Source organism: Pacificispira sp. HM-600, assembly GCF_977993705.1.
Map to the genome: position 1 here is coordinate 2,787,334 of NZ_OZ388079.1, position 11,803 is coordinate 2,799,136.

The following is an 11,803-nucleotide window of genomic DNA, read 5'->3' on the forward strand; positions in this document are numbered from 1 at the left end:
TCCGGTCACTGAGCCTGTCGAAGTGACCCGCTGCGCCCGGCCCTCCCGCCGTGCGCGGTTCCGGCGCTCCCTTCGACGGGCTCAGGGAGCGCGCGACCGTGGACCGCGCCCTACTCGGCCGGGCGCGTCGACTGGCGCAGCACGAGCCGCGTCGGCAGCGGAGTGTCTTCGGTGACGCTCCCGGGTTCCTCAACGGCGATGAGCACCTTCTGCATCATCAGCTCGCCCAGGCTTGCGAAGTCCTGACGCACCGTCGTCAGCGGGGGATACAGGTACCCGGCCTCGGGAACATCGTCGAATCCGATGATGCTCACGTCCTCCGGAATCCGGATGCCCCGCTCGCGCATCGCCGACATCAGGCCGATCGCCATCTGATCGTTGCCCGCGAAGATCGCCGAACCCGGCTCGAGATCGAGGCGCGTTCCAATGTCGTAGCCGCCCGCGGCCGTCCAATCGCCGATCGCATGGTCGATGACCTCGAGTCGCCGAGCACCGAGTTCGTCGCGCCATCCGCGAATCCGCTCCAGGGCATCCGGCGCGCGCAACGGACCCGACACGTGCAAGATCGTGCTGTGGCCCAGCTCTGCCAGGTGCCGCACCGCCGACCGGGCACCGCGGTACTGGTCGATCGACACGATGAGCGGACTGCGCCGAGGGCTCGCCGCCGCCGCCACGATCGGCACGCCCAGCTCGAGCCCGCGCACCATCTCGAGCACTCCGACGTCGACGACGATCAGCACGATCGCATCCACGCGCTGCCGCAACAGCCCTTCGACTGCGGATCGAGCGACGGCGGGGTCCTCTTCGACCGCGCTCACCGTCTCGACGCTGTATCGGGCGTTGCGCGCGGCAAACGTGAAATGCATCGCGATCGAGGCGGGGCCATAGTCGGTGATGCCGGGCGCGACGAGGCCGATGGTCCGGGTGCGCCGCGTCACGAGCGCCCGCGCCGCGGGAGATGGGCTGTATCGCAACTGCGCGATCGCCTGCTGCACCCGCGCGCGGGTGGCGGGCCGGACGTTCGGCAGATCGTTGATGACACGCGACACGGTCTGGTGCGACACCCCCGCGAGACGGGCGACATCGAAGATATTCGCGGTCTTTGCGGCGCCGTTCTCCGGAGCCGTACCATTCTCCGACCCGGTCGGCACGCCCCTCTCAGACATCGTCACCGCCCGGTTGGGCGACGAGAGCGAGCAGCGCATCCATCGTCAGGTTCTCGCCGGGAAGCACATCGACCACAACCCCGTCGCGCAGCACGGCGACACGGTGTGCGACGCGCACGACCTCTTCGAGTTCGGCCGAGATGAACATCACCGACAAGCCGTTCGCGGCCATCTCAACGACGAGGTTCTGGATCTCGACCTTCGCGCCGACGTCGATCCCACGCGTCGGCTCGTCGAGCAGCAACACCTGCGGCGACAGTGCCAGCAGCCGCGCCAGCAGCACTTTCTGTTGGTTGCCGCCCGACAGGGTGCCCGCGGGGCGATCGAGATCGGGCGGACGGATGTCGAGGGCCTCGACCCAACTCGCCGCGAGCTCGCGCCGCCGTGCCGTCGGGATGCGGCGCAGGATGCCTCGATCCGCCTGCAGGGCCAGTGTGATGTTCTCGAGCACGCTGAGATCGCCGATGATTCCTTCCCGACGACGATCCTCCGACGAATAGAAAACCCCGAGCGCCATCGCGGCGCGCGGGCCGCCACCCGAGACATCCTTTCCCGCGATGCGGACGATGCCACCGTCCGGTCGATCGACGCCGCTGATCGCGCGAGCCAGCTCACTCCGCCCCGAGCCGAGCAGCCCCGCGACGCCGAGCACCTCACCCGCAAACAGATCGAGGTCGGCCTCGTGCACGCGTCGACCCACCGACACGCCACGTGCCGACACTGTGGGTTCCGGCTCATCCTCGGGCGAGAGCTCGGGCACGGCCCGGCGCGTCGTGAGGGCCGCGGCGCTGCGTCCGAGCATCGCCTCGACCAGGTCGATCCGCAACAATTCCTCGGTCAGGTACTCGCCGACGAATTTGCCGTCGCGCAGCACGGTCAGCCGGTCGCACAGCTCGTAGACCTGATCGAGGAAGTGCGAGACGAACAGAACGGCCACACCACGCTGGGTCAACTCGCGGATGACACGGAAGAGCTCGGCGACCTCGTCGAGATCCAGGCTCGATGTCGGCTCGTCGAGCACGAGCACCTTCACGTCGGTCGAAATGGCGCGGGCGATCGCGACGAGCTGCTGCACCGCCACGGAGTGGGTGCCGAGGAGAGACGCAGGATCGATGTCGACTCCGAGATCGGAGAGGATGTCGTGGGCTTCGCGCCGCATCGTCTTCCAGTCGATCCCGCCGAGCTTGCGGGGCTCACGCCCGAGCGCGATGTTCTCGGCGACCGAGACATTCGGCAGCAGATCGATCTCTTGATAGACGGTGCTGATGCCCGCGCGCTGCGCATCATGTGGGGACCCGAACTTCACCGGAGCGCCGTCCAGCTCCAGCCGCCCGGCATCGAGTTGGTAGACGCCGGTGATGGCCTTGATGACCGTCGACTTGCCCGCACCGTTCTCGCCCATCAGCGAGTGCACCTCGCCCGGGAAGAGCCGGAGCCCCACGCCGTCGATCACCGCGTCCGCGCCGAACCGGACCGTGGCGCCGGTCAGCTCGAGGATCGGCGTGGCCGGTTGCATCTGGCCATTATCGCGGTCGCGGGAGCGCAGGCCTCCGACCGACATCGGGCGCGCCGCCTACGTTCGCCTCTGTGAGCGCGTGACGATCACCCGTTGCACCACGATGAACACCAAAAGCAGGAACCCGATGATGATCTGCGTCCACGATTGCTCGGCGCCCATGAACGAGATGAGCTTCTTGATCGTGCCGTAGACGAGCACGCCGACGAGTGAACCCAGTACGTAGCCGGTCCCGCCGGCGAGCAGCGTGCCGCCGATGACCACCGCGGCGATCGCGTCCAGCTCGGTTCCGATGCCGTTGCGCGGATACCCGGCGCCCGAGTACGCGGTGAGCAGCAGACCGGCGACGCCGCCGCAGACGCCGCTGATGACGTAGACGAGGATCTTGGTGCGGGCGACCTTCAAACCCATGAGACGCGCGGATTGCTCGCTGCCACCGATCGCATACACGGTGCGGCCGAAACGGGTCCAGTGCAGCACGTAGAACGCGATCCCGACGGTCGCGAGGGCGATCAGCCCGGTTGGGGTGATGTACCACCCGCCGAACGCGAAGCGGGTGCGCTGCAGCCACAGCACCGCCGGGTCTTCGACACGGATCGACGACAGGCTCACGACGAACGCGAGGCCGCGGGCGAGGAAGAGTCCCGCGAGCGACGCGATGAACGGCTGCACGTTGAAGTACTGCACGAGCACGCCGATCATCAGCCCGATCGCGGCGCCGCCGAGCAGCATCACCGGGATCACGATGATGGCGGGCAGTTGCTGCGACAGCAGGCTCGCGCTCAGGATGCCGGTAAAGGCCATGACCGACCCCACCGACAGGTCGATGCCGCCCGTCAGGATGACGAACGTCATGCCGACCGCCAGCACCACGAGATAGGCGTTATCGAGCAGGAGCGCCGACAGGTTGCCCGGCGTCAGGAAACGATCGAATCTGACCTGTGCCGCCACGAGCAGGATGACGAGAATCGCCACCGCGGCGAGGGTCGGCATGAGCGATGACCGCCGGCTCATGAAGGTGTTGTAGCGCGCCACGAAACCCCGATCCGAGCGGGGCGCTTTCGGCCGAGTTTGCAGGTCCGTGGTCATGACGCGACCTCCGCCTTGTTCTGGTTGACGATCGAGGTGCCGGTTGTGGGGGTGCCGGGGGCGGTGGGGCCGCCGGGCGTGGGGGAAGGGCGTTTGCGGGTCAGGTCGCGTATCCACTTGTGCAGCCGTGGGGATTGCAGGATCACGACCACGATCACGACGACCGCGAAGAACACGGGGCTCTGCGCCGGGGGCACGCCGAGGAAGAGGATCGTCTTGTCGAGGGTCTGGATGATCAGCACGCCGACGACCGTGCCCGCGATCGTGAACTTGCCGCCCATCAGCGAGGTGCCGCCGAGCACGACCGCGAGGATCGCGTACAGCTCGATGAACAGCCCCGCGGCGTTTGCGTCCGCGGCGCGGATATTCGCGCTGTAGATGATGCCGGCGATGCCCGCGAGCAGGCCGCTCGCCAGGTATGCACCGAAGACGATGCCGCGCGAGCGGACGCCGGCCAGGCGGCTCGCCTGCGGGTTGATGCCCACGGCCTCGGTCAGCACGCCGAGCGCCGTGCGACGTTCGGCGAGGGCGACCACGATGATCGCGCCGAGAGCGATCAGGAAAGCGACGGGCAGGAACACCAGGTATCCGGTCGCGATGAATGAGTACGGTGCGCTGTTCACGGTGGTGATGAAGCCATCCGTGATGAGCAGTGCGACGCCGCGCCCCGCGAGCATCAGCACCAGGGTCGCGATGATCGGTTGAATGCCGGCAACCGAGACGAGCAGGCCGTTCCACGCGCCGAGGATCAGCGACACGCCGAGCGCGACGACCAGCGCCAACATGACAGTGCCGATGCTGCCCGGATCGCTCGAGGCGTCGATGATCGTCAGCGCCACGGCGCCCGATACAGCCATGATCGCGCCGACCGACAGGTCGATACCGCGTGTTGCGATGACCATCGTCATGCCGAGCGCCACCAACATCAAGGGCGCACTCGTGCGCAGGATGTCGATCAGCACGCCGTACAACTGCCCATCGCGCACGGTCACGACGATGAACTGCGGCCTCACGATCGTGTTGACCAAGATCAGGGTGACGAGCGCCGCGATCGGCCAGAACAGCCTGTGACGAAAGACTTTCTTCATGCTGCGTTCCCTTCGCCGCCGTCGGCGATGTAGTCGATGAGGTCGTCCAGGTCGGTGCGGCTCGAGTCCAGTTCTCCGATGCGGCGACGATCCCGCATCACGACGACGCGCTGGGCAAGGCGCAGGACCTCTTCCAGTTCGGACGAGATGAACACGACCGCGAGGCCCTGGGCGCTGAGCTCGGCGACCTTTCGCTGGATGTCGGCTTTGGCCCCGACATCGATGCCGCGGGTGGGTTCGTCGAGGATGATCAGTTCGGGGGCGGTGGCGAGCCATCGCCCGAGCAGCACCTTCTGCTGGTTGCCGCCGGAGAGGTTGCCGGCGAGCTGGTTCGGGTCCGCGGGCCGAACGCCGAGGGCCGTGATGTACTCGCTCACGATCGCATCCTGCTCCCCACGGGGGATCTTGTGCAGTGCGCCTCGCCGGGCTTGGATGCCGAGGACGATGTTCTCGCCGACGGTCAGGTCGGCGATGATGCCCTCTTCCCGCCGATTCTCGGACGAGAACGCAATGCGGTTCTCGATCGCGTGGCGCGGGTTGGTGACCTTGACCGGGTCGCCTTTGACCTCGATCTGGCCCGTGTCGGCGCGGTCTGCCCCGTACAACAGCCGGACGAGCTCGGTTCGACCCGATCCGAGCAGACCGGCGAGTCCGACGACCTCGCCCGGGTAGACGTCCAGATCCGCGGCTTCGATAACGCCCCGGCGCCCGATGCCGGTCGCTTTCAAGACGGGCGTGCCGCTGCGGTCGATGACACGCTCCGAAACGGTGGCGAGGGCGGCGAGTTCGTTGAGCTCGCGCCCGATCATCTTCGTCACGAGCTGACCGCGCGGAAGGTCGCGCGCCAGGTACTCACCGACCAGGTGGCCGTTGCGCAGCACGGTGATGCGGTCCGAGATCTCGTAGACCTGATCGAGGAAGTGGCTGACGAACAGGATGGCGACGCCGCGGTCGCGAAGCGTGCGGATGACGGCGAAGAGCTGCTCGACCTCGTGGCGGTCCAGACTCGAGGTCGGTTCGTCGAGGATCAGCACTTTCGCGTCGAGCACCATCGCCCGGCTGATGGCGACCAATTGCTGCACCGCGATCGAGTGGCTCGAAAGGATCGATCGGGTGTCGAGGCTCTGTCCGAGGTTGTGGAGTTGCTCGGCGGCCGCGCGATGAACGGCCTTCCAGCCGATCGTGCCGCCACGCCGGATCTCCTGCCCGAGCATGACGTTCTCGCCGACGGACAGGTTGGGGGCCAGGTTCACCTCTTGGTAAACGGTGGAGATGCCGGCGGCCTGAGCATCCGCCGTCGTCTCGAACACCCGCTCGGCTCCCGCGACGCGGATCGTGCCGGCATCGATCGTATAGACGCCGGTGAGCGCCTTGATCAGGGTGGACTTTCCGGCGCCGTTCTCGCCCATGAGCGAGTGCACCTCGCCCGGGCGCAGCGTCAGGGCGACGTCATCGAGGGCGAGGACTCCGGGAAAGCGGATGGTGATGCCGGTCATCTCGATCACCGGGGGGACTTCGGTGTCCGCGGGCATGGCTACTTGGCCTTTCGTTACTTCGGTGACCGAAGCCGCCGGGAACTGAGTCCCCGGCGGCTTCGGATCTGTGGTCCGAGCTGATTATTCGTTCAGAGCGGATCAGTACAGACGGTCGTCGATGACCTTCGCGGCCTCTTCCGGTGTGAAGCTGAGGTCGGTGACGTAGTACTCCTTGTCGACCTCGTTGCCCGCAAGGACGTCCGTCACAATGCCGGCCGCCAGCTCACCCAGCAGCGGGTTGCACTCCACGATGAAGTTGATCTTGCCGTCGATCAGGGCGAGCATGCCATCCTTCACCGCGTCGATCGACACGATCTTGATGTCTTCGCCCGGAACCGCCCCAGCGGCCTCGATCGCCTCGATGGCGCCGAGCGCCATGTCGTCGTTGTGTGCGTACACCAAGTCGATGCCGTCCACGCCGTACTTCTGCAGGAACCCTTCCATGACCTTCTTGCCGCCGTCGCGGGTGAAGTCGCCCGTCTGCGAGTCGATCTTCTCGATCGCGGTGCCCTCGATGGCCTCGTCGAAACCGGCCGCACGTTCGTTGGCGGGCGCCGAACCCGTCGTGCCCTCGAGCACGACCATGTTGGTTGCGGTATCGCCGAACTCTTCGGCGGCCCATTCGCCGGCCATCACGCCCTCCTTGCGGAAGTCGAGACCGACCCAGCTGGCGTACAGGTCGTCGGGGGCCGTCACCGTGCGGTCTTCGAGGACGACGGGGATTCCGGCGTCAGCTGCTTCTTGCAGCACGTCGTCCCAGCCGTCTTCGACGATCGGGGCGATGACGATCGCGTCGACGCCCTGGTTGATGAAGTCGCGCACGGCCGCGATCTGCGCCGCGGGGTCGTTGTCGGCCGCGTTGAAGATCAGGTCGAACCCGTTCTCTTTCGAGAACGCGGTCTTCATCGACTCGGTGTTGGCCGAGCGCCAGCCCGACTCCGAACCTGTCTGCGCGAAGCCGACCGTGACGAGTTCGTCTCCGCCGCCATCACCGCTTCCACCCGCGTCGCTCGAGCTCGAGCATCCCGCTGCCGTGAGAGCGATGGCTCCCGCGAGCGCGAATCCGGCGAAAAGCTTGCCTTTTCTCATCATTCCAAAACCTCCTCGTTCTGGGACCGGCAACTGTGCCGGTGTCGTGGGTTCGCGAACGCTTTCGAGTGCGCGTCGCAGCTGAATGTTAGCCCTAACATTTCCGTTCACAACAGAGCGGACTTGGTAACGATTACGTCACGGAGCCCACATGATCCCGCGATTCCGCGGCACGGGACCGGATTGGCGGCGAAAAGTGAGGCATCACATGTGAGCGCTCGCCGCCATGCCGAGCGTGGGGCGCCGCGCGGGTCGCGCCACCCGCGGGGAGCGCTCCCATGCATCTCGCACATCCCAGACACCCCCGCCGCGGCGAGGCACCCCTCGACGCGGGGTGTCTCGCCGCGCGAGGGGTGGTTCACCGTCGGGTCAGGCGTCGCGGGCGACGAACGAGCGGGCCGGGATGGGGAGGTTCAGCGTGCCGGCGGGATGGGTAACGCGGATGTGGCGCTCCCCGGCCGCCGAACGTACCGGATCCCTCACCGTCGACCTCGTCGGCACGATCGAATGGCTCTGGAAACAGTTCACCGACCGGGTCGCCGAATGAGCAAGGCGAGCTGCCGGTAGCCTGAACGGATGGCTGACGTGGTAGGACTCATCGCTGAGGTCTTCACGTGGATCGGCATGCTCGGGGCGATCGGCCTGGCTTTTCTCGCCCTCGTCGCACGCATCGCGGACGGGAGCTGGGCGCCCACCCGCGCCGTCGTGGAACACACCGACGAGGGTGCGCTCGTGCGGTGGTTCGACGATCAGGGCGTCGTCAACGAGGCCGCGCTGACCGCACACGACCTGGAAAGCATCGGCCAGAGGGACATGGCCGACATCGAGTACCGCGTGGGATGGCACAACCGCATGCGGCTGTCGAAGGGGTCCCCCCTGGTCCGTGCGCTCGTGCGCCTGACGTTGCTGATGGTCGGTGTGGCGGTGCTCGCCTTCGCGGCGGGCTGGATTGCCCTGATCGTCGAGGGATGAGGGGTGGCGCGTGCCAAGCTGGAGGGGTGAAGACCATCCAGTTGCGCACGTACACGATCGTCGACGGGGAGTTCGACGCCTTCCTCGAATGGTGGAAGGAGTGGATGCCGCGGGTGCGGTCGGCCGCAGGGTTCGCGATCGAGTTCGCCTACGCGGTGCGCGAGTCGAACCAGTTCGTGTGGGCCGTCAGCGCAGAGGGCGATGAGGCGGCCTTCCTCGAGCTCGAGAGCACCTACATGGCGTCCGAGGGCCGTGCCGAGGCATTCGCGGGAGTGCCTCAGCGTGTCGCCGTCAGCAAGGTGAGCCTCGTGGAGGCCCTCGCCTGACCCGCACCGGGGGAGGGCGCGGCGCTACGCTCAGGGGATGACCAAGGCGCTGTTCATCGTCGATGTCCAGAACGACTTCACAGAGGGGGGAGCGCTCGCCGTGGACGGGGGCGATGCTGTCGCCGCGAAGATCACGGAGTATCTCGACGAGCATGGCGACGACTACGACGTGATCGTCGCCTCGCGGGACTGGCATGATCCCCGCGGCGACAACGGCGGGCACTTCCACCCCGAACCCGACTACATCGACACCTGGCCGGTCCACTGCGTCTCGGGCACCGAGGGTGCCGAATACGACCCCGAGTTCGACACCGCCCGCGTCACTCATCACGTCAAGAAGGGCCAGGGCATCCCGGCCTATTCGCTCTACGAGGGCACGGCCGACGATGGCGCCCGAGTCGCCGAACTCATCGAATCCCACCGGGTGACCGAGGTGGACGTCGCGGGACTCGCCACCGACTACTGCGTGCGCGCCTCGGCTCTCGACGCGATCGCGCATGGGCGACGCGTCCGGATTCTGACCGACCTGGTCGCCGGCGTCGCCGCAGAAACGAGCGCGGCGGCACTTGCCGAGCTGGAACGCGCCGGAGCCGAGCTGGCGTGAGGCGACTCCGTCAGGGCCCATGGGACACTGTGACCGTGACGGATCAGGGGGCGGGCGCGGGCGACGCATCCGCATCGACATCCGCGCGTCGCCGCCTGCGTGCGATCTGGGTCGTCGCCCTCGTTGCGATGATCGCGCTCGTTTACGGCCTCGTGATCTCCCTGTATGCCAGCAGCGGCACTGTCTCCGACGCCGTAAGCGACGATTTCGACACGGGCGAAGGCGCGTTGTTCAGGATCGAACCTCAGGCGGTGGAGGCGACGGCGGGCCGCATCACGGTCAACCTGGACCTCGAAGAGGCCGCCGGGTTCGCGGCGGAGGATGGCATCAGCGTTGAGCGGACGTTGTACCTCCTCGTCAGCGGGGCCGCCGGTTCGCGCACGATCGAATTCGCCGCGGGGAGCGTGCCGTCGGCCGTGAGCGTGGACCTGATCGCCGACGGTGTAATCGAGCGATGGCCGTTCGACGTGCACACCGCCGAAACCATTTTCCTTGCCTACTACGACGACGAGGGCGAGCGGACACCGCTCGAGACCTACATCGTCGCGACGGGGCGGGTTCCCGGTTGGAACATATCGATCGCAGAGGTCGCCACCGGGGGCGTCGTGGAATTCGACGGGCAGCCCGAGCCGGTGTTCGCCGTCGAGCTCACGGCTACCCGCTCGGGCAGCACGATCGCGTTCGGTGCGGTGCTGCTCGGCCTCATGATCGTCATGCCGGTGCTCGTGCTGAGTGTCGCGATCGCCGTCTATCGCGGGCGACGCCGCGTCGAAGCATCCTTCATGAGCTGGATGGGCGCGATGCTGTTCGCGACCATTCCGCTGCGCACCTTCCTGCCCGGTTCGCCACCGATCGGATCATGGATCGACTTCCTGATCGTGCTCTGGGTGATCGTCGGACTCATCGGAGGGCTCGCGATCTACGTCGCGGCGTGGTTCCGTTGGTCGCCGCGCCAGGACAACCCCGCAGCAGCGTCAGTCGGCGTGACGCTCGAGGAACGAGTAGACCTCGGAGTCGTCCACGCCGGGGAAGGCGCCGCGGGGGAGCGGTGAGAACATCTGCATGTGCACGCGCGCCGAGGGCCATGACTTGCCCTCCCAGCGGCTCGCGGTCTCGGGAGCGGGGCGTCGGCAGCACGCCTCGTCGGGGCACGTCGAGACGGCGCGGCTCGCCGTTTCGCGGCCGCGGAACCAACGCGCGTCGTCGAAGGGCACCCCGACCGTGATCGAGAACTCACCGTCGGTCGTGTTGCCCGTCTGCGTCGAACACCAGAATGTGCCAGCTGGTGTGTCCGTGTACTGGTAGTGCTCGGTTGCGCGGTTCTGCTGGTCGAACGCACCGCGCGCCGAGAACTTGCGGCACACGATCTGGCCTTCGACAGAGCCCGTCACGTCCATCGGCAGGGGAAGACCGTCGTTCTCGTACACACGCTGCAGCGAACCGGTGTGACCGACCCGCAAGAAGTGGAGCGAAATGCCGAGGTGCTTGGTGACGAGGTTCGTCAGGCGCATCCCGGCGGCCTCGTGCGTCACGCCGAACGCGTCACGGAAGTCCTCGACGGCCAGGTTCCGGTCTTTCTTCGCCTGCTGCAGGAAGGCGACCGCGGCCGTTTCCGGCATGAGGCAGCATGCCGCGAAGTAGTTGATCTCGAGGCGTTGCTGCAGGAAGTCCGCGTAGTCGGTCGGGCGGGTGTGACCCAGCAGGCGGTGGGCCATGGCCTGCAGTGCCATCGAGCGCAGGCCGTGGCCGCCGGGAATCGACGCGGGAGGAAGGTAGATCCGGCCGTGCTCGAGATCGGTGATCGATCGGGTCGAGCTGGGTAGGTCGTTGACGTAGATCAGCTCGAAGCCGAGCCGCTCGGCCATGATGCTGACCGTCCGGTGCGTGAGGGCGCCCGAGACATGCCCCGCCGCCTTGAGCTGTTTCTCGGCGAGGCGTTCGATGTCGGGCAGGTAGTTGTCCAGCTCCCGCAGCCGCAGGCGCAGCTCGGTGTTGGCCCGGCGCGCCTCTTCGGGCGTTGCGATGGCCTCGCGCTCGCGCCGCTGCAGTTCGCGATGAAGACCCAACAGCGACTCGATCGTCTCATCCGACATCGTCTTCGTGACGCGCACCGGAGCAACCCCGAGACGACGGAACGCCGGGCTCGCCTGCGCGCGTTCGAGTTCGATCTCGAGAGCCGCCCGTCGGTTGGGGGGCTCGCCCGAGATCAGGTCGGACACTTCCGTGTCGGTCGCCGCGGCGACTGCCTGCAGAAGCGAGAGCTTTGGTTCGCGCTTGCCGTTCTCCACGAGGCTCAGCTGGCTGCCGGCGACCCCCACGAGGGCGCCGAGTTCGTCGAGTGTCAGTCCTTTTTGCAGCCGGTGATGCCGGATGCGGTGACCGAGGGTGGTGAGTTCGAGAGCGGAGCCGACCATTCCT

Annotated in this window: 11 protein-coding genes; 4 read left to right on the plus strand and 7 right to left on the minus strand. The window is 67.1% G+C overall.

The annotated features are described in order from the left end of the window. Positions 1-110: 110 nt before the first annotated feature. The 6 genes from ACXZ1E_RS13405 to ACXZ1E_RS13430 all read right to left on the minus strand — a co-directional run bounded on the left by ACXZ1E_RS13405 (position 111) and on the right by ACXZ1E_RS13430 (position 7,486). Positions 111-1,166 (minus strand): LacI family DNA-binding transcriptional regulator, encoded by a 1,056-nt coding sequence (locus ACXZ1E_RS13405; protein ID WP_458040955.1) that lies wholly within the window; start codon positions 1,164-1,166, stop codon positions 111-113. Continuing rightward, positions 1,159-2,682, minus strand: a complete 1,524-nt coding sequence (locus tag ACXZ1E_RS13410) for a sugar ABC transporter ATP-binding protein (protein ID WP_458040956.1) — start codon at positions 2,680-2,682, stop codon at positions 1,159-1,161. The genes ACXZ1E_RS13405 and ACXZ1E_RS13410 overlap by 8 nt, the downstream gene beginning before the upstream one ends. 57 nt (positions 2,683-2,739) lie before the next feature. After that, a complete protein-coding gene (locus ACXZ1E_RS13415; RefSeq protein ID WP_458040957.1) occupies positions 2,740-3,696 on the minus strand; it encodes an ABC transporter permease subunit in 957 nt (318 codons plus the stop codon). Between the two features lie 71 nt (positions 3,697-3,767). Continuing rightward, positions 3,768-4,859 carry an ABC transporter permease gene (locus ACXZ1E_RS13420; protein ID WP_458040958.1) on the minus strand — a complete coding sequence of 364 codons (1,092 nt, stop codon included), beginning with the start codon at positions 4,857-4,859 and terminating at the stop codon, positions 3,768-3,770. After that, complete coding sequence (locus ACXZ1E_RS13425) at positions 4,856-6,391, minus strand: sugar ABC transporter ATP-binding protein (protein WP_458040959.1); 1,536 nt, start codon at positions 6,389-6,391, stop codon at positions 4,856-4,858. The genes ACXZ1E_RS13420 and ACXZ1E_RS13425 overlap by 4 nt, the downstream gene beginning before the upstream one ends. Positions 6,392-6,493: 102 nt before the next feature. Further along, entirely contained in the window at positions 6,494-7,486 is a 993-nt protein-coding gene (locus ACXZ1E_RS13430; protein ID WP_458040960.1) for an ABC transporter substrate-binding protein, read from the minus strand. Between the two features lie 573 nt (positions 7,487-8,059). On the opposite strand from ACXZ1E_RS13430, the gene ACXZ1E_RS13435 reads away from it, so the two are divergent. The 4 genes from ACXZ1E_RS13435 to ACXZ1E_RS13450 are packed head-to-tail and all read left to right on the plus strand — an operon-like array spanning position 8,060 to position 10,437. After that, a complete protein-coding gene (locus ACXZ1E_RS13435; protein ID WP_458040961.1) occupies positions 8,060-8,455 on the plus strand; it encodes a hypothetical protein in 396 nt (131 codons plus the stop codon). 26 nt (positions 8,456-8,481) lie between these two features. Continuing rightward, positions 8,482-8,781 (plus strand): hypothetical protein, encoded by a 300-nt coding sequence (locus ACXZ1E_RS13440; RefSeq protein WP_458040962.1) that lies wholly within the window; start codon positions 8,482-8,484, stop codon positions 8,779-8,781. A gap of 37 nt (positions 8,782-8,818) precedes the next feature. Continuing rightward, complete coding sequence (locus ACXZ1E_RS13445; protein WP_458040963.1) at positions 8,819-9,385, plus strand: isochorismatase family protein; 567 nt, start codon at positions 8,819-8,821, stop codon at positions 9,383-9,385. Positions 9,386-9,420: 35 nt separating this feature from the next. Continuing rightward, entirely contained in the window at positions 9,421-10,437 is a 1,017-nt protein-coding gene (locus ACXZ1E_RS13450) for a DUF4436 family protein (protein WP_458040964.1), read from the plus strand. Here ACXZ1E_RS13450 and ACXZ1E_RS13455 read toward each other — a convergent pair. Continuing rightward, the gene (locus ACXZ1E_RS13455) at positions 10,360-11,799 is read right to left on the minus strand and encodes a helix-turn-helix domain-containing protein (RefSeq protein WP_458040965.1); all 1,440 of its coding nucleotides are present in this window, start codon (positions 11,797-11,799) and stop codon (positions 10,360-10,362) included. The two genes, ACXZ1E_RS13450 and ACXZ1E_RS13455, sit on opposite strands and share 78 nt — an antisense overlap. Between the last annotated feature and the right edge of the window lie 4 nt (positions 11,800-11,803).

What these genes read in the sequence shown, in the direction of transcription:
- ACXZ1E_RS13405 (WP_458040955.1), bottom strand. Translation starts at nt 1,166, where the DNA reads ATGTCTGAGAGGGGCGTGCCGACCGGGTCGGAGAATGGTACGGCTCCG.
- ACXZ1E_RS13410 (WP_458040956.1), bottom strand. Translation starts at nt 2,682, where the DNA reads ATGCAACCGGCCACGCCGATCCTCGAGCTGACCGGCGCCACGGTCCGG.
- ACXZ1E_RS13415 (WP_458040957.1), bottom strand. Translation starts at nt 3,696, where the DNA reads ATGAGCCGGCGGTCATCGCTCATGCCGACCCTCGCCGCGGTGGCGATT.
- ACXZ1E_RS13420 (WP_458040958.1), bottom strand. Translation starts at nt 4,859, where the DNA reads ATGAAGAAAGTCTTTCGTCACAGGCTGTTCTGGCCGATCGCGGCGCTC.
- ACXZ1E_RS13425 (WP_458040959.1), bottom strand. Translation starts at nt 6,391, where the DNA reads ATGCCCGCGGACACCGAAGTCCCCCCGGTGATCGAGATGACCGGCATC.
- ACXZ1E_RS13430 (WP_458040960.1), bottom strand. Translation starts at nt 7,486, where the DNA reads ATGATGAGAAAAGGCAAGCTTTTCGCCGGATTCGCGCTCGCGGGAGCC.
- ACXZ1E_RS13435 (WP_458040961.1), top strand. Translation starts at nt 8,060, where the DNA reads ATGGCTGACGTGGTAGGACTCATCGCTGAGGTCTTCACGTGGATCGGC.
- ACXZ1E_RS13445 (WP_458040963.1), top strand. Translation starts at nt 8,819, where the DNA reads ATGACCAAGGCGCTGTTCATCGTCGATGTCCAGAACGACTTCACAGAG.
- ACXZ1E_RS13455 (WP_458040965.1), bottom strand. Translation starts at nt 11,799, where the DNA reads ATGGTCGGCTCCGCTCTCGAACTCACCACCCTCGGTCACCGCATCCGG.